Consider the following 17996-nt stretch of genomic DNA (forward strand, 5'->3'; position numbering starts at 1 on the left):
TAGCTATACAATAAAGTCGTCAATACAGGATTCTTTCCTCGGCTTTGTTGGCAACTTACGCGGTTGTTTGCGAGACCTTACCTATTTTTGGTAAGGTCTCTTTATTTTTAGACGTTATAACCAAAAATTGGTTATAACGTTTTTTTATTCGAAAGGAGCTCTCATTTTGAATGACTTTGAACAACTAGCGAAAAGTGTAATTATTAAATATAAAAATAAAAAACCTGAGCTTGTTGATTATGATAAATCTTTATCACTCACTGGCGTTGGCCGAAGTGCGTTTGTATTTAAAATAAAAGCGACAAATAAGGTAATGAAGGTGTCTTTTCCGAAGCATCACTATATTGCTCAAGAAGAAGCTGACATATATAGCAGCATCCAACACATTGATTACTATCCGACCTTGCATGAAGCTGGCTCTAATTATATTGTGATTGATTATATTGAAGGCTACACATTCTTTGAATGTCTAACTCTAGGAATCCGTATTTCAGAAGAGGAAATAAAGGAGGTAGACAACGCCTTATATCTAGCCCGGAAGGAAGGATTGAATCCTTCTGATATTCATTTGCGAAATATATTTAAGACCTTTAAGGGCGAGATAAAAATGATTGACGTAGCTCGCTTTCGTCAAACAAAAGCCTGTAATCAATGGGGGGATTTAAAAGGTGCTTATCGTTTCTATACAAAACCATTTTTTCCAAAAAAGATTCCCGCTTGCATTCTAAATGGAATTGCAGCTTTTTATAAAAATGTTTATAGGAAAGATGCGATTCCAGAGAATGTCAATGCTAATTCTTAGGGGAAACAGGAAAAAAAGAACCCTAAAAGACAATTAGGCCCTATTTTCAAACCTTTTAACAACCGTAAAATTTAAGTGATTTTTGATATCGAAGTACCATACCAGAGAATCATTCCGCACGGGTGGTAGATGAAATGGTTGAAGCTGTGATTTAGAAAAGTAAAATATACTACTTTATTGGGGTCCGCTCGACTCCTGCGGGATCTGCGAGCCAGCCGAGACCCTGCAGGAGCGTAGCGACGAAGCGGCTCGGCGCTCGCCCCGCGGAAAGCGAGCGGTAAGCTTCGGAAAACCCGCATTATCCAATATAAAAATAAAAAACTGTAGACAACTCGTTTTTTCGAGTTTGTCTACAGTCTGAAAAGAATGGAGCATTTTCCATTCTTTTTTCACTTAAATAAGATAACGCACCATATTATAAATATTTAAAAATAAGATGGCCAACAGAGTGAAATTAAAAACCTTCTCTATTTGGCGATTACTAATTCTTTGATAAATGACGGCACCGATTAAACCGCCTAGGCCGCCTCCCACAATCATAAATCCAAGTACTTGGATATCTAAATCAGCAAAACCTGTCGTTGAAGCCGTCATGACAAGTGAGGCTAATTGCGAGAAAAAGATAATGAAAATCGAGTTAATCGTTGATTCTTTCGTACTCATTGAAAACGCTAGCGCAAGGGTCGCCATATTCAGGGGTCCCCCTCCGATTCCTAAGAAGGAAGAAAAGGTTCCTAATCCGAAGCCTACGATAAAAATGATTACAATATTATGCAGTTGATAAGTTTCTATTTTCGCCTTGTTTTTTACAAACAAAAAAATGACCAACATTAAGGCTGCCAAAATTCCTGCCTGAAAAACGGTAATGATGTTTTGGTTCTCGATCTGGCCCACAAGGTGATTCAATGTCAATTTACCAAAAATCCCACCTGCAATGGAACCTAACGCAAGAACGAAACTGATCTTCCCTTTTACTTTAATCCTTGCGCGCGCTGCATTGATTAAAGACACACAAGCCATCGAAAAAACGGTTGCCGCTGATAGTATGCCGATAGTCGTGACATCATAATGGCCAAGGAAATCGAGCGCAGGCTTAATAATTATTCCGCCGCCCAGCCCTGCCATTGCTCCAAATGTAGATGCAACTAGTCCAACTAAGAAGTATATGAGCGCGATACGTAACGACCCCCAAAGGTGCAATATCTTCCAATTATAAAAAACGATATGCTTTGAATCAATTTTTACGCTTTTTCAAATAGCTCTCGTTTTCTCCATTTACCAAATCGATAGTAAGCAAAAGCGAAAATGCTGCTGATGACGAAACTAACTCCCATCCCCACCGCGATGCCTTTTTCACCAAGTAAATCGGAAAACCAATATGTTAGTGGATAACGAAGTACCCAAAATGAAATGATGTTCAATATCAATACTTGGAATGCTGCACCCGATGCCCGAACAACTCCGTTCCAAACAAAGTTAAAGCCTAAGAACGGAAAGAAAAAGGCGATGATTTTTACATATTCTGTCCCAAATCTCACGGACGCTTCGTCCGAAATGAACATCCGTATGCCCCGGTCTGCAAAGATAAAGATAAAAATAGCAGCAACGATCATCGTAGCTAAATTTAATAAAGTGGCATAAGTTGTGATTTGGCGGACGCGCTGCCACTTTCCTGCAGCAATATTTTGCCCTGCCATACTATTAACCGCTGTGCCAAGTGCATGTGCCGGAAGCATGATGAGGCTGTCGAGCCGTTGTGCAGCTCCAAATCCTGCAACGGCATCACTCCCGAAAGCAGTAATGACGCTCATAATGGCAGCCATTCCAGCGGACATAATCGTCATCTGCATCCCTGATGGTATTCCCTGCTTTAAGATGAGAGAAACTTCCTCCTTTTTCGGAAGAGTAGGAACCGAAAATGGAATGAGCCGATGGTATAAGCTTACAAAAAGTCCATAAAAGAAAGCCGTCCCTTGTGCCACAATCGTTGCATAAGCTGCTCCTTCAATGCCCCAATTAAATGTGTAAATAAATAATGGATCCAAAACAGTATTTAAGATAACCGCAATCAACACGAAACGCAGCGGTGTCTTACTATTTCCGACTGCCCGAAATACAGTTCCGATAAAGTTATAACCGAATAAAAATAGAATACCTAAAAAATTTATTTGCAAATAGCTTGCTGCTTCTTCAATCATTGAAGCGGGAGTACCAAGCAATGTTAATATATTCTCTGAAAATATGTATCCAGTAACTCCGAGAATGATTGCCATGCTTCCCAAGATGACTGTAAAAGCATTCACATAGCTTTTTAACCGCGCTGGGTCATCTTTTCCTTTTAATTGCGATAAAATTGTCAATGTCGCATTGTTAACACCAATAATAAACGATAAAACAGTGAAAATTACTGTACTGGATAAAGCTACGGCGCCGAGTGCATTCGCCCCGAGCAAATTCCCCACCCATAAACTATCAATAAACTGATAAGAGACTTGCAGAAGGTTAGTAACCAAAATCGGGATGGAGAATGTTAGCAGCTGCCGCCATATATTGCCGTTCGTGAAATCTTGTTGCTTCATTTAAATAGCTTCCTTTCTAAATGAGAAACCTATTCTAAATCCCTATCATTATAGCATGTTTAATGATGAGAATAGAAAAACCCGGCCGAGAATGGCCGAGTTTTACGATAAGAGCAGTGATTTACATTTTCGCAAGGACGATTGCGCAAAAAACAATAGGCTATTCCAACCTCACTGCTTGCTTTTGAGCAATCAGACAAAGCTCCGCTGTTTTAAACGCATGATCTTGTGTCATCGCATTTTCCGTACGGTTGATGCAGTCAAGAATGAATTCACCGAAAAATGGAAAACCAACTTTCCCTTTTACTGAATAGTGGTATGTGCCTTCATTATTGGACAAATACACTTGATCCCCTTCATCATCTCTTGCAATATCAATATACTTTCTTACTTCTATATAGCCTTCCGATCCGAGGATAAATGTCCGTCCATCTCCCCACACACCTAATCCCGCGGGTGTCAGCCAATCGACGCGGAAATAATGTGTTGCGCCGTTAGCACCGACAATCATACAGTCGCCAAAATCCTCGAGCTCGGGGTATTCTTTTGCCGTATAATTGGCAACTTGGCTTCTCACCACTTCTGCATCGGTATTGGCACTGTAATATAGAAACTGTTCGATTTGATGGCTGCCGATATCGCAAAGAATTCCGCCATATTTTTCTTTCTGGAAAAACCATTCTGGCCTTGAAGGCGCATTGAGAAGATGCGGTGCTAAATTCGATACTTGAAGAACACGGCCAATCGCACCCTCCTTAATTAAATTCCCTACATATACCGCGCTCTCTACATGTAGTCGTTCTGAATAATAGACCATGTATTTCTTGCCGGTCTTTTCTACTGTCTCTTTTGCCGCTTCCAATTGCTCGAGCGTCGTAAATGGAGTCTTGTCGGTAAAATAATCCTTCCCGCTTTCCATGACACGAACACCGAGCGGACCCCGCTCAGATGGAATGGCAGCCGCAGCAACCAGCTTTATTTCATCATCTTTTAAAATTTGTTCTACACTATCAGCTGCTTGCGCTTCTGGAAATGACTCGATAAATTTCCTTACTTTTGCTGGATCTGGATCATAAACATATTTGAGGGTAGCGCCCGCTTCCACTAACCCATTGCACATACCATAAATATGGCCATGATCAAGAGCCATTGCCGCAATGACAAATTCGCCTTCCTCAACAACTCGATTTACTCCGCCTTTAGGTGCATAGTTCATTCCATCTTTTTTCATGGCAGTCAAATTACCCCTCCTATCAATGTGTTCCACTCACATCCAAAGTTACTTGCTCTACCTCCGGTTTTTCATATTTCGATTCCTTAATTTTCTCTTGTAATTTTTCGTAATAAAGATCTTCATCAATTGGCATGTCTACCCAATCATCTGTCCAACTCGATAAATAAACAGCGTTGGATATGGCCAAACTTTTTATTCCTTCTTCACCTGGGGCAAGCAGATCTGCTCCATGTAAAATGGCATCTACCCAGTTTCTCAATATTCCAATATGCTCAGTTGATTTTCCGTGGACCGGAATGTCAATTTTCCAACATTCAGGCTCACCAAATCCACCTTTGTATTCTCGGTTAAACTCCCGCTCCGATTGTCGCAATCTCCAAAATGTCAGTTTATTATCTTCGACGACAAGTTTGCCTCTGTCGCCAGCCACTTCGAATCGATTCGTGCCTGGCGCTTCGCCTGTAGATGTAACAAACAGCCCTGTGGCTCCATTTTCATACTCTACATATGCGGTTACGTCGTCTTCCACTTCGATATCATGATACTTACCGAAACCACTAAATGCTCGGACACGCGTTGGCATCAAGCCTGTTGTCCATTGCCATAGATCGAGTTGGTGCGGCGATTGGTTGATCATTACGCCGCCACCTTCGCCTGCCCATGTCGCCCGCCAGCCGCCTGAATCATAATAGCTTTGAGAGCGGTACCAATTCGTAATAATCCAATTCGTCCGTTTAATTTCACCTAGTTCGCCTGATGAAATCAATTCCCTCACCTTTTGGTAAAGGGGATTCGTTCTTTGATTGAACATCATGCTGAACACTTTTCCGCTTTTTCCAGCCGCTTCATTCATTTGCCTTACATTTTTCGTATAAACACCTGCTGGTTTTTCGCTAAGTACATGCAAACCACTCTCAAAAGCTTGGATTGCAAGCTTTGGATGATCATAATGCGGCGTAGCGATAATGACGGCATCAATATTCTCATTATCAAAGAAGTCATCGAGAGAGGAGAATACTTGAACATCAGAACCGAATGTTTTATAGGCCCAGTCAACACGCTCTGGACGCTCATCACATACTGCGGTTAAAACGGCCCCTTGAACATTACCTTTAAAAATTTGGTTCGCATGGCTTGTTCCCATATTTCCTAAGCCGATAATGCCAACTTTCACTTCGCTCATATGAAAACCACCTCTTTTAATTTCATTAAATTTTCAAGGCTGATTTGCAAGCTATCCATTGGGTTGCCGGGGCAAACGTCTTGTTCAACCGCATACCATTCCACACCTGACTTTTCGCCCCATTGCAAAATTGGAACAAAATCAATCTTCCCTGAACCAACTTCCGCAAACGTTTCTGCTTCATCATTGGACATGTCCTTTAAATGAATGATTGGCATTCTGTTCACATACGGCTGAATGAAGGAAAGTGGATCACGGCCGCCTTTTTTAACCCAATACACATCAATTTCCGCTAAAATTAAATTCTCTTCAGTCGGTTCCAATATATATTCGAGCGCTGAAACGCCATCTATTTCTGTCTCAAATTCAAAAGCATGGTTATGATAGGAAATTCGATAATCGGAAGCTTTTTTTGCAGTTGCATTTAAACTATGTTTTAGCTTTTTATAACCTTCTACATTCCAATACTCTTTTGGTAAAAATGGACAGATAATATCTTTCGTTCCATAAAGATCCGCTTCCTTTAAAACATTTTCAAGATCATTTTCAAGGCGATCTAAAGAAATATGCATACCTGCTGTCCGAAGACCTGTTTCTCTTAATGCATCAGCCACTTCCTGTGGGTCATGATCAGCAGGAAGTGCCGATATTTGCACTCCAGCCCAACCCATTTTCTTGATTTCACGAAACGTTGGCGCTATCCCTTTTGCGAGTTCATTGCGAACCGTAAATAATTGTGCAGCAAATTTTTGTTCCATTCTCCATCTCTCCTAATCTATTAATCTTTGTTTTTTTCTCCGATATTCGGACGGTGTCACCCCGAGTTTTCTCTTGAAGAAACGGCTAAAGTGGGCAGGACTTTCAAATCCTGACTCTATCGCAACTTCCATTAACGTTTTTTCTGGGTTCATCTCCAGCTCATATTTCACCTGATTCAACCGGCAAGCCATCACATAATCCATTACTGTTGTTCCGGTCACTTCTTTAAAAATGCGTGACAAATAAAACTTACTTAAATTTAAGGCGATTGATAAGTCATCCAATGTAATCTTTTCTTTAAAACGGCCATTAATGTAATCAGCAATTTTTTCAACGTGAATATCTTTTTCGTTTTTTTGCATCAATAGCTTTTGATTCTCTTTCTTACTCAACTTAAATATTTGGACAAGCATAGACACAAGCAATACTTTCATTTCTGCTTCCACTTCTTGCTTTTGCTTCCGTTCAATGCCCTCTCCCAAATAAGATTGCTCATCATGTAATAACTGATCAAGCTCTTTCATGCTCTGTAAAATACTGTGTCGTTCTGATTCCTCTCGTCCGCGCAGCAAGCAATTGTTCATCTTTTCAAATGGAGATAATAATTCCGGCATTTGCAAAGACTCAATAACAGGTTTGATCCAATCTGGTGAAAAATGAACAACACTTCGCTCATACAACTTAAACAACGAAGGATTCGCCCGATGAGCAGTCAGACCATCCATAATAATGATATCCCCGGGCTGTAAGTGGTAAATGGTATTATGTATTAAATATTTACAATCGCCTCCATGAAAATAATAAATTTCATACTGTGCGTGCGAATGGAAGTCAAACGTCTGCTCACCAAGAGACTTCATTTTATAATTGGATTTAAGCCATTTTTCCATTCTTTCACTCCATCCCACTATGGTGTAAGGGCTTACTTATCTATATATTAACGAAAGCTTCTTAATAAAACACTATCTGAGCATGCTCGTTTTCATAAAATAATTGACTCAGATTGCTGTCTGAATGACAAAATGTCTTTATCCCTAAGTTGCGTGCGCCCGCTATGCTATTTAAATAGATAATTGTTCGGATTTTTACGTTAATCAAACGTTTGATTAGACGTTTGTTCGCACCCTTTTAAAGTCAAATCAAGCGCTTGATGAGTTTGGACAAGATTAAAAAGCCCCTACCCTTTAAAAAAGAGCTAGGAGCTTTTACGATTATGCTAATATATCTTCGATTTTATCAATTACGTCGTTAGACAATTCCAAGCTAGCACCTTTAACATTAGCTTCGATTTGATCTGGACGACTTGCTCCTACTAGCGCACTCGCAACGTTTGGCTGACGTAAAATCCAAGCAATCGCTAATGCCGGAAGGGTAGTGTCCAATTCTTTCGCCAATTTATCCAATTGTCCAACTTTATTTTGAACATCTTCGTTCATGAAGTTCTTCACGAACATATTAATATCATCATTTGCCGCTCGGCTGTTTTCAGGAATATTACCGCCCATATATTTTCCCGTTAAAACGCCTTGTGCCAGTGGAGAAAACACAACTTGTGAAATGCCGTGTTTGCTAGATACCGGAATTACTTCATCTTCAATATAACGATTAAGCATGTTATACTGCGGCTGATTAACTACGATTCTATCAAGTAAATATTTATCGGCAATTCCTACTGCTTCTTCAATTTGAGCTGCACTCCACTCACTGACACCCGCATAAAGAATCTTGCCTTGACGAATTAAATCATCAATGACACGCAATGTTTCATCAACCGGAGTCTCGGGATCATAGCGGTGGCAATAAAAAATATCCACATAGTCAAGCTCCATACGCTTTAAGCTATTATGAACTTGTTCAAATACGTGTTTACGTGAAAGTCCACGATCATTCGGTCCTTCACCCATCGGCCAAAAAGCCTTCGTAGTAATAACATAAGACTCTCGAGGAAACTCCTTTAAAGCTTTTGCCATTACTTTTTCGCCTTCGCCTCTTTCGTAAACATTGGCCGAGTCAAAGAAGTTAATACCTAATTCGTATGCTTTATGTATAGTCTTTGTTGCTGTATCATCTTCCACTGATTTACCATATGTTAACCAGCTGCCCAAACTAATTTCACTTACTTTTAAACCGGTACGTCCAAGTCTGCGATAATTCAAGCCAACCTCTCCCCTTCTGCGTGTTAAGCGTTTACATGTATATCATTGATCATTTTTAGAAAGCTGTCAAGATTATGAACTTGAGGTTTGTAGATTAGTAATTAGACAGATTCCTGTTTAACAGCACTAGTTTCAAGCAGTTTCTCAACAATCATGTTGAAAAGCTTTAAATCTTCCTTAAAATCTTCCGGAGTTGTTTTTGGTGTTTTCCCTTGAGTAACAACATCATAAAAGTATTCCAATTCTGCTATATAAGCATCTTTAAAAGTAGGGCGTATTTCTCTTTCTTCAAATGCTTCTCCTACTGTTTCCTTAATAAATAGAGTAGTAGGTAATTGGCGAATGTAAGGTGTATTGTATTGGATTTTAACTTGCTTCGTATCACCAAAAACTTCTAAATGGGCATCGAATCTTCTTTGTTGGTCCACACCGGTCTCAAATGATGTATAAAAGCCATCATGCTCGAATATTGCATTGATATATCCACCGCCGTTCCATTGAACAGCTGATACCACTCGTTTAGGGAAGCCAATCAATTCTCTCATCGCTGATAAATCGTGACTGCTTAAACCGCATAATAATCTGTAAGCATTTTGGATATCTACTGGAGCATCTCCGATAGCTTCCAGTACCATATCCCTTGCTCTTGTCCATCGTTCTTCCATCGCTGATTCAGGAATATCATTAAAGCGATGCACATGATGAGTTTGTTCAATCATCTTGATATTTGGTCCAATAATATCCCTTACTTTTGCATAATTAATCTTTTCCAACTTTTTAATTTCCTCGACGCCTTGTATAAAAGCCGGAGCAAAACGTCTCATATATCCAACCATGACTTGTACATCATTTTTGTCTCTCGCTTCGATAATTTTATCGGCATCAGCAAGCGTTAGACACATCGGCTTTTCTACTAAAATATGCTTTTTATTTTCCGCCGCGGCTACGACACAATCTGTATGATATTCATCGTTATTCAGTACGAATACTACATCAAGATCCGCTTGTTCCGTTAATTCTACCGCATCGGTGTATAAATTTCCCACACGATACTGTTCTCCTAATTTTTCTAATAATTTCACTGAAATATCACATAAAGCACTAATTTCAAATTTACTCGATAGCTGTTGCAAAATTGGTAAGTGAACGGTTTGAGCTACCTCCCCTAATCCTATAATTCCAGCTTTTAATTTTGTCATTTAATATCCTCACTTTCTTATACCTTTTTAAAGAAACATTATTTACTCTCCAAACGTTTACCGGCGCATCATAATGAAAGGTGTGGAGGCTATCATGTCTCAAAGTTATTTTAATGAAAATAAACTTTCAATCGTGATAATTCTAAACATTCTATATAATTATAAGATATCCCTTCTTTCACTATGGATTTTTGGTATTGGATTATATCACTAGTCAAAGTAAAGCACTTAGAACCATTAGAATTTTCAAACAAAAAATCTTTCTTTTTCTACGTTTCTCACTTAGAATAGTTTGAACAATCAGAAGGAGGGTTTCAGATGATTCGCTATCCAAAACCATTGCAGACCGGAGAAATAATTGGAGTAACTGCACCGTCCTCTGGTGTACCTAATGAGCTTCATCATATTTTAAATGAGGCTATTCAGCAATTTGAAAAACGCGGATTTGGCGTTCAAGTTGGGGAAACAAGCTGGATGCAAGAGAAAGCCGCTTCTTCGAGTGCATCAAAACGGGCAGCTGAATTAAATTGTATGCTGCAAGATCCTAAGATTGCCGCAATCATCCCTCCTTGGGGCGGCGAAATTTTGATGGAGATTCTTCCAAAGATCGATTGGGAAAATGTGCAGCCAAAATGGGTATTAGGATATTCTGACACTAGTACTCTCTTATTCGCCATAACCGTAATGACTGGAATCGCAACTGCTCACGGAACTAATATCGTAGACTTAAGGAGTGATGAATGGGATCCCGTAACACGCAAATTTATGGATGTGCTCTCGGCTTCTGATGAAAAGATTGTTCAACATTCTTCGGAAAAATTCCAATCAAGCTGGAATCACTCAAAAAACCCAAACCCTTATGTGTTTCAACTGGATACACCGACTGAGTGGAAAACAATTGATGGTGCCCCTATTAAGATGTCCGGTCGGCTATTAGGCGGCTGCATCGATACGATTCAAAGTTTGGTCGGCACCCCGTATGGGGATGTACGTTCATTTAGAGAAAAATATATAAAGGGAGAAAATATCCTCTGGTATTTCGAAAACTGTGAAATGACAGCTACCGATTTTTACCGTGCATTGTTGCATATGCATTATGCCGGCTGGTTCGAACAAAGCAATGGCATTGTATTTGGGCGGACACCAGCTGGAGAAGAAGTAGAGGGCTTTACGATTGTTGATGCTATGGAGAGGATATCCAACTTGGCAGACTTACCCATTGTATTTGATGCCGATATTGGGCATGTGCCCCCGCAAATGACGCTTGTTAATGGGGCAAGAGCTAAATTAGAAGCAGAGAGTGGTAAAGCAAAGCTCACGATGGAGTTTATTCGTTAAGACCGAGCTGTAACCATTTGTCCTTTAGTGATGATAAAGTTGAAAAATTATGATACGAGGAGAATCAGATGCTAAATTATCAAGTTTTATTTCTAGATATCGATGGAACAATCTTAAAGCCAGACCATACATATGATGCATCAACGAAGGACGCGATCATACAGGTGCAGGAAAAGGGAGTGAAAGTTTTCCTCGCAACGGGTAGACCACTACATGAAATTAGGGATTTAGCTGAAGAATTAAACATCCATTCCTTCATCGGGTACAATGGCGCTCTTGCCGTCTATCAGGAAAGGACGATCGTCAACGAGCCAATGAATGAGGATACAGTCAAACAGTTTGTAGAAATCGCTAAGGAAAATGGTCACGAAATGGTTTTATATACGAGTGAAAAGAACTACTTCACTGCTTTAGAGAAGCCTGTCGTAAAAGATTTTATTGACAAATTTCAAATGAAGCAAAATGAACAATTTACACTAGATATCGCAAATCAGATCTTGGGTGCTACTTTGATCAATTTAAAAGAAGAGGATCCTTCACTTTATCAAGTTGACGATTCGTATCACTTTTCCCAGGTGAATGTCGAAGGCTTACTGCATTGTTACGATGTGATTCGCGACAATGTCAATAAAGGCCGTGCCATTAAAACGATATTGGATTTGATGGACATTCCAAAAGAAAAGGCCATTGCCTTTGGAGATGGGATGAATGACAAAGAAATGCTTCATGCCGCTGGTGAAAGTTTTGCTATGGGAAATGCTCATCCAGACTTGTTTGCCTACGCGAATCACAAAACAACGTCAGTGATGGATTCCGGTATTTTCAATGGATTAAAATCGATAGGCTTGGTGGATTAACAAAACAAAAAACAATCCTTTAAACATAATGGATTGTTTTTTGATGCCCTTAATTAAATTGAGGCAAGTACTTTTTGTTTTCCGCCAATACATCGTCCAAGATAGATTTTGCTAGATTGACAGAACCTACTAACGGATTAATCGTTAATGCTTGTACAGCTGTATCATAATCACCCGTTACTCCCGCTTGGACAGTCAGTTCTTCGTAAGCCTTCACAACTTGCAGTAAACCACGAATTTGCGGAGTGATCTCTGTGCTTAATTGAATTGGATGTGCTCCTTGTGAATCGATCACACAGTTCACTTCTACAGACACATCATCTGGTAAACAAGGGATAATTCCATTGTTTTGAACATTCACTGTTTGGATATCACCTTTGTTATTATAAATAGATGACACTAAATTTAGCGCTGCTTCTGAATAATATGCTCCGCCACGCTCTTGCAGTTGCGGTGGCTTAATTGCTAGATTTGGATCTTTATAGAGCTCGAATAGCTCTTCTTCTACCCTTTTTACAACTTCTGCACGTGTACCCTTTGTTTTTACAGACTCCAATTGTTCAGCTAACATCTCATCTTTCATGTAGAAATAGCGATGGTAGGAACAAGGGAGTGCACCGAGAGCTTGTAAAAATTCTTTGTCCCAGCCAAAGTCTGGGATATTCTTCATTGTTAAGCCTTTTGCTTCAGACGCTTTTGAAAGTACTTCCTTCGTCACATCGATGCCATCCACGACAATTTTTGTTGTCCAATTCAAATGGTTAATACCAATCATTTCAATAAAAACATTGTCTAAATCTGTATCGCAAAGCTTGGCCATTTGCATTCTAATTCCAATGGGAAGATTGCAAAGTCCAATTGATTTAACATTTGTATGCTTTAAAACAGTTTCGGTGATAATACCCGCTGGATTCGTAAAGTTTAGAAGCATCGCATCTGGAGATAACTCTTCAATATCTTTACAAATATCAAGGATGACGGGAATGGTCCGCATTGCCTTTGCAAATCCGCCAGCCCCTGTTGTTTCTTGGCCAATAGCGTTGTATCGAAGTGGAATATGTTCGTCGCGGCCTCGCGCTTCAAGCAATCCAACCCTTAACTGTGTAATAACAAAATCCGCATCTTTAATCGCCTCTCTGCGATCGAATGTTAAAATAACCTCAATTGGCACTCCTGCTTTTTCAACCATTCTTTTTGCAAGTGCACCAACTATTTCTAATTTCTCGCGGCCTTCTTCGATATCAACTAAATATACTTGTTCCACTGGCATTTCACCGTATCTGTTAATAAAGCCTTCAATTAGTTCTGGAGTATAGGAAGAACCTCCACCAATGACCGCCATTTTTAATTTTTTCTTCATTCTTCATAGCCTCCATACGATTCAAATTTATCGTAGATATCCTCTGTTGCTGTGATACCTAAATGATCCATCCCCAACAATACAGCACCATATACTGGCTCCATTTTTGGTATGACTAATTCAACCTTTTCGTGGTCTTTTTCTACTGTTTTTCTAAGTGCTTCCAATAAATATTTATCTTGTCCTTTTTGTACAACACTTCCGATTAAGATGATTGGAATCGGTTGTTCAAAATTCCCGATCTTTTTAATCACTGCACTCGCAGCAATGCCCAACTCTTCCCCGGTTTTTTCCAAAATGCTAATCGCTACCTCATCGCCTTTATTTGCTGCTTCATGAAGTACAATAGCAAGCTGATTTGGAGCATGATAGATGTCATTATCAAGATAATTGTTTACGAGATCTGGCATGTTGTTAAAACCTAAATATTCAGGAACCATCTCCGTGAGGATTGTAGGCTGTTCCCGCAGTTCCCAAGAGCGTACAGCTGCTCGAAAAGTCTCCTGTGCCATTGCTCCTCCGCCTGCCCAATCTCCAAAAAAGTAGCCAAAGCCGCCAATTTGAATCTCATCGCCGACTTTGTTTCTCCCGGCCGCATTTGTTCCGGTTCCACAAACAAGCACAACACCTGTATAATCTCTGGAACCAATGCGAAGACCTTCCATCGTGTCACAAACGAGACCCCAATTATGTAAAGGGATTCTTTTAAGTCCCTCTTCGATAATCGCGATATCTTTCGGTCTATCTGCTCCAGCAAGTCCATATTGGACAAAATCGATATCTTTATATTCAAGTCCCGCAGAAGATAAAGCGCTCTCAATTGAAGCGGTTATATTATCAATTGCTTTGTCAATTCCAATTGATTGATAGTTTCCTCCGCCAGATATTCCTCGGCCTAATTGATTGCCGTTTTCATCTGAAATAATTGTGTATGTCTTACTGCCCCCGCCATCCACACCCATAATAATAGGCATAATCATCCCCCTTAATAAATATTAATCTCTGTAAAATACCGTTAGCGCTTTCATAAATGTAGGACAATAAGCCCTTTTCATTTATGATTCTAGGTGTAAAATGTTGTTATTAACACTAATTTACACTTGTTATAACAAATAGTCAATGCTTTTCTTTCGTATCAATATATCTTTTGCTTGTATTAATAATGTATAATATTATTAATATTTTAATGAAAACTCAAAGTCACAATTGTTATGACAATATTCGTCAAAATATACAAAAGGTATTGGGGGAGTTTAGATGAATCAAAACAAAGAACAAGCTTCACTATACAATATAGTAAAAATGAAAATTATGGAGAAAATAAAATCTGGAAAGTATCAAGTCGGGGATAAACTCCCAACAGAAATGGAATTATGCGAAGAATATAGTGTCAGCCGTACCACAATAAGGATAGCTCTGCAGCAACTCGCTTTAGAAGGAAGAATTTATAGAGTGCAGGGAAAAGGCACTTTTGTTTCTAAGCCGAAAATCCAGCAATCATTATCAACGACTGAAAAGGGATTTGCCAGCCAATTAATTGAACAAGGATATAAACCAAAGACAGACATCATTGAACTTAAGGTTATTCCGGCTGATTCTACACTTGCCTCACATTTACAGGTGAATGGAAATGATCCTGTTACTCAATTGGCCCGTATACGATACGCGAATGACGAACCTCTTTTTTATGCAGTATCATATATTCCTTGGCACTTTGCTCCAGGACTTGTAAATGATGAAGAAAGTTGTAAAGGCTCATTATTCCAACTTTTACAGGACAAGTACAATGTAAAAATCCATAAAACTGTCGAAGTACTAGAACCAATTCTTGCAAGCAAACAAATTAGTGAGTACTTATCGGTTTCCGAAGATACACCCGTTTTCCACTTGGAAACCCTTACATATGATGAAAATCTAAAGCCAATTGAGTTTTCAGAATCCGTATTTAGGGGTGATCGTTCTACCTTTACAATTGAGCGAATTTATACTGTTTGATGATATTAATCTCGTGATGCCAGCTCTTTCAGAAATAAACCTACCTCTTTTTTACTCTTTAAAGATATAATCGTTTTTTTACTACCAATTTTTTGAAAAGCTTGGAGACGCTGGGGCATACTCTTCTTACGTCGATAATAGGTCGTCAAGATGAACTTGATAAACGCCCAATCTATTTTTTCCTTGCAGCCTTCTCCCATATCAGGTCGGGTTCTTCCGATATTTGTGAGCCATCTTTTTATTACGCGGTATAAGCATACGTAAAGAGGCAGCTCCAAATAGATGATCGTGTCTGCATATTTGGTACGAATATCAATTGTTCCCATATAGTTCCCTTCAATGATCCATCGCTCTTCAAGAACGATGGCTTCTTGGGCTGCAGAAAAGGCTTCAGTCGAGGCTTCCACCCATCCTGGTGTCCAATAAAAAGTATCTAAATGGTAGACCTTGATGTCCATGGCCTGCCCTAATTTCTGGGCAAACGTCGACTTACCGACACCTGAGGATACCCCAACTACCATAATTCGTTTCACTATATTCACCTCATTTCTATTTTGGAGGGGTATAAATTCGATACATATAGTTCTATATGATGAATGAGTCGTTGTGACAATGCGAATCTCCTACCATATGTGTATACTATTATTTTCCAATAAAGTGGATTTTGCAAGATTTAGAGAAATTAGTTTATATTGATGAATGATAAACAACCCCTATCGCTGGAGGATCCATCAATAAGGGTTAGCTTTTCATAATTTCACAACAACCTCTGTACCATCTTTATCTTTCACTTCTACTATCTTTAAGCCTTTATATTGCCTAATCGTTTTCAAAAGTTCCTTGATGTCCCTTCGATCAATCGATCCGGGAATCCATGATTTTTCGTTTTCATCAAGATGCTCCTTGACTACTTTGCTATTAATGAGTTTCCAGAACGGTCGAGAAGAAACGATCCAACCTCCTGTACGTAATAGAAGGTAAGGCAGTGGCACGGTAAACGCGGGTTTATCCTTTAATTTCACCTTTACTTTAATCATGTGGCTCACTCAATGACAACTGAGACTTTTTCGCCTTTGGCACTTTCAACATCAACAATTTGACCGGATAGCTCATTTTCAATCGCTTCTAAAATAAGGTCAACGTCAATGACATCGATATCCTTTACATACTTTGCGGACTCCGGAATTGTTGCCGCAATGCTAAGTCCTGTTTTTAACGCCACTTTAATAAGTCTTAACGGTAAATTTACACTTACTTTATCACCTTCTTCAGATGATACCCGGACCCTTAACATTTTATCTAAATAGTCCGAGCTCTTAACAGAAGGAGTAACATCTTTTTCCTTCAACACGTTTATGAGTTGACTAGCTTTTTCCGAATCAATTTTTCCTTCTTCGACCAAAGTTAATATTTTTGAAATCTCTTCTTTCATTATTAAATCCTCCTCTACTCTTCTTTTAACATTTTCAGTGCTTCTTCTGGGGTGATTTCCCCTTTTTCCAGCATCGAGATGACTTTACTCTCATCTGTTTCACTTTTCTTTTCGGCATATCCAAGAGCGGCAACGATATCATTGAGTTTGCCGCGCACAGTCGGATAAGAAATGCCCAATTCTTTTTCTACTTCTTTGATATTCCCGCGGCTTTTTAGGAATATTTCAATAAAATATAGCTGTTCTTTATTGAGTGAAGCTAATTTCGAAAGTTCAAATTCATTTTCAATCGTTGTATGACAATGGGTGCAATGCAATTTGGTAATCTTTAATGTTTTGCTGCACACTGGGCAAGTTGAGATGATTGGATAGGTCATAACGCTCTCCCTTCTTCATGTTATTGATATCATATTACACATATTTAAAATTGTAAATAACATTTATTAATTAATTTCATTAAAAACTTAAATAAATTAAGTTCCCCGTTTTAAAAATTAAACTTGAATAAAATAAAGGGTTTTAATCTTCCATAACGAATTAGATTAAAAACGATATAAAAATGAGGTCTAAAATAATGAATCATTCCATTCAAATTCGCCAAATGAAAAGCGAGGACATTGAGGTCGTCTATGAAGTTTTTACTGAGCATGGTATTAACAAGCCCAAAGAGTATGTACATACATACTGGGAAGAAAACGAGAAAGGAGATCGTATCACTTTACTCGCTTTTTACAATGGCCAGTTTGCAGGAAGCCTGCATTTCCTTAAAAAATCGTCCTATCCTTATTTTTCCGAGAATAATATTCCCGAAATCAATGATTTCAATGTGATTGAACCGTTAAAAAGACTGGGTATTGGAAATCGGCTGATGGATGCCGCAGAACAAATCGCAAAAGAACAATACGGAATAGTCGGAATAGGGGTTGGCATGCACTTTTACTATGGCCCTGCTCAAAGGATTTATGCCAAAAGAGGATATATCCCAGATGGAAAAGGAGTCACTTACCACCACCAAGAGGTCATGCCCGGAACAATGGTGTATGCAGATGATGATTTAGTTCTTTATATGACAAAGAATTTAAAGTGAGTTTGCGAAACTTTT

The 17996-nt window shown here is 39.1% G+C and carries 19 protein-coding genes; 5 read left to right on the top strand and 14 right to left on the bottom strand.

Features of this window, described 5'->3' with window-relative positions:
• Positions 1-166: 166 nt before the first annotated feature.
• Entirely contained in the window at positions 167-802 is a 636-nt protein-coding gene (locus KHA88_RS16605) for a protein kinase family protein (protein ID WP_213108395.1), read from the top strand.
• Positions 803-1195: 393 nt separating this feature from the next.
• Here the strand turns inward: KHA88_RS16605 and KHA88_RS16610 are convergent, their stop codons facing one another.
• From KHA88_RS16610 to KHA88_RS16645, 8 genes are all read right to left on the bottom strand, one after another.
• A complete protein-coding gene (locus KHA88_RS16610; protein ID WP_249306136.1) occupies positions 1196-2002 on the bottom strand; it encodes a sulfite exporter TauE/SafE family protein in 807 nt (268 codons plus the stop codon).
• Positions 2003-2043: 41 nt separating this feature from the next.
• The gene (locus tag KHA88_RS16615; RefSeq protein ID WP_213122532.1) at positions 2044-3381 is read right to left on the bottom strand and encodes an MATE family efflux transporter; all 1338 of its coding nucleotides are present in this window, start codon (positions 3379-3381) and stop codon (positions 2044-2046) included.
• A gap of 160 nt (positions 3382-3541) precedes the next feature.
• Positions 3542-4612, bottom strand: coding sequence for a Gfo/Idh/MocA family protein (locus KHA88_RS16620; RefSeq protein WP_213122608.1), 1071 nt, complete (start codon positions 4610-4612; stop codon positions 3542-3544).
• Positions 4613-4634: 22 nt separating this feature from the next.
• Positions 4635-5798, bottom strand: a complete 1164-nt coding sequence (locus tag KHA88_RS16625; protein WP_213122533.1) for a Gfo/Idh/MocA family protein — start codon at positions 5796-5798, stop codon at positions 4635-4637.
• The gene (locus KHA88_RS16630; RefSeq protein ID WP_213099054.1) at positions 5795-6556 is read right to left on the bottom strand and encodes a sugar phosphate isomerase/epimerase family protein; all 762 of its coding nucleotides are present in this window, start codon (positions 6554-6556) and stop codon (positions 5795-5797) included. The genes KHA88_RS16625 and KHA88_RS16630 overlap by 4 nt, the downstream gene beginning before the upstream one ends.
• Positions 6557-6568: 12 nt before the next feature.
• Positions 6569-7447 carry an AraC family transcriptional regulator gene (locus tag KHA88_RS16635; RefSeq protein ID WP_213108398.1) on the bottom strand — a complete coding sequence of 293 codons (879 nt, stop codon included), beginning with the start codon at positions 7445-7447 and terminating at the stop codon, positions 6569-6571.
• A gap of 321 nt (positions 7448-7768) precedes the next feature.
• Entirely contained in the window at positions 7769-8713 is a 945-nt protein-coding gene (locus KHA88_RS16640; RefSeq protein WP_213122534.1) for an aldo/keto reductase family protein, read from the bottom strand.
• Between the two features lie 101 nt (positions 8714-8814).
• Positions 8815-9912 carry a Gfo/Idh/MocA family protein gene (locus KHA88_RS16645; RefSeq protein WP_213122535.1) on the bottom strand — a complete coding sequence of 366 codons (1098 nt, stop codon included), beginning with the start codon at positions 9910-9912 and terminating at the stop codon, positions 8815-8817.
• A gap of 318 nt (positions 9913-10230) precedes the next feature.
• On the opposite strand from KHA88_RS16645, the gene KHA88_RS16650 reads away from it, so the two are divergent.
• Together KHA88_RS16650 and KHA88_RS16655 are read left to right on the top strand one after the other, a co-directional pair.
• Positions 10231-11250 carry a S66 family peptidase gene (locus tag KHA88_RS16650; RefSeq protein WP_213108419.1) on the top strand — a complete coding sequence of 340 codons (1020 nt, stop codon included), beginning with the start codon at positions 10231-10233 and terminating at the stop codon, positions 11248-11250.
• 68 nt (positions 11251-11318) lie between these two features.
• Positions 11319-12107: an HAD family hydrolase gene (locus KHA88_RS16655; protein ID WP_213122536.1), complete on the top strand. Its 789-nt coding sequence runs from the start codon at positions 11319-11321 to the stop codon at positions 12105-12107.
• A gap of 49 nt (positions 12108-12156) precedes the next feature.
• On the opposite strand, the gene KHA88_RS16660 is transcribed toward KHA88_RS16655, so the two are convergent.
• Positions 12157-13467: a 6-phospho-beta-glucosidase gene (locus KHA88_RS16660; RefSeq protein ID WP_213108421.1), complete on the bottom strand. Its 1311-nt coding sequence runs from the start codon at positions 13465-13467 to the stop codon at positions 12157-12159.
• Positions 13464-14441, bottom strand: coding sequence for an N-acetylglucosamine kinase (locus tag KHA88_RS16665; RefSeq protein ID WP_213108422.1), 978 nt, complete (start codon positions 14439-14441; stop codon positions 13464-13466). Before KHA88_RS16665 ends, KHA88_RS16660 begins: the two co-directional genes overlap by 4 nt.
• A gap of 283 nt (positions 14442-14724) precedes the next feature.
• On the opposite strand from KHA88_RS16665, the gene KHA88_RS16670 reads away from it, so the two are divergent.
• Positions 14725-15462: a GntR family transcriptional regulator gene (locus KHA88_RS16670; RefSeq protein ID WP_213122537.1), complete on the top strand. Its 738-nt coding sequence runs from the start codon at positions 14725-14727 to the stop codon at positions 15460-15462.
• Between the two features lie 5 nt (positions 15463-15467).
• On the opposite strand, the gene KHA88_RS16675 is transcribed toward KHA88_RS16670, so the two are convergent.
• The 4 genes from KHA88_RS16675 to KHA88_RS16690 form a co-directional block, all read right to left on the bottom strand.
• Positions 15468-15995: a P-loop NTPase family protein gene (locus KHA88_RS16675; RefSeq protein ID WP_213108423.1), complete on the bottom strand. Its 528-nt coding sequence runs from the start codon at positions 15993-15995 to the stop codon at positions 15468-15470.
• 216 nt (positions 15996-16211) lie between these two features.
• The gene (locus KHA88_RS16680; protein ID WP_213122538.1) at positions 16212-16499 is read right to left on the bottom strand and encodes a hypothetical protein; all 288 of its coding nucleotides are present in this window, start codon (positions 16497-16499) and stop codon (positions 16212-16214) included.
• A 5-nt stretch (positions 16500-16504) separates the two neighbouring features.
• Complete coding sequence (locus KHA88_RS16685) at positions 16505-16894, bottom strand: SHOCT-like domain-containing protein (protein ID WP_213099041.1); 390 nt, start codon at positions 16892-16894, stop codon at positions 16505-16507.
• Between the two features lie 14 nt (positions 16895-16908).
• Positions 16909-17271 (bottom strand): DUF2089 domain-containing protein, encoded by a 363-nt coding sequence (locus KHA88_RS16690; protein WP_213099040.1) that lies wholly within the window; start codon positions 17269-17271, stop codon positions 16909-16911.
• Positions 17272-17468: 197 nt separating this feature from the next.
• Here KHA88_RS16690 and KHA88_RS16695 point away from each other — a divergent pair, with 197 nt between their 5' ends.
• On the top strand, positions 17469-17981 hold the full coding sequence (locus KHA88_RS16695) for a GNAT family N-acetyltransferase (protein WP_213108426.1): 513 nt from the start codon (positions 17469-17471) through the stop codon (positions 17979-17981).
• The last annotated feature ends 15 nt before the right edge of the window (positions 17982-17996 follow it).

The sequence above is a fragment of the Lederbergia citrea genome, assembly GCF_018343525.1.
In the GTDB taxonomy this organism is placed as follows: Bacteria; Bacillota; Bacilli; order Bacillales; family Bacillaceae_C; genus Lederbergia; species Lederbergia citrea.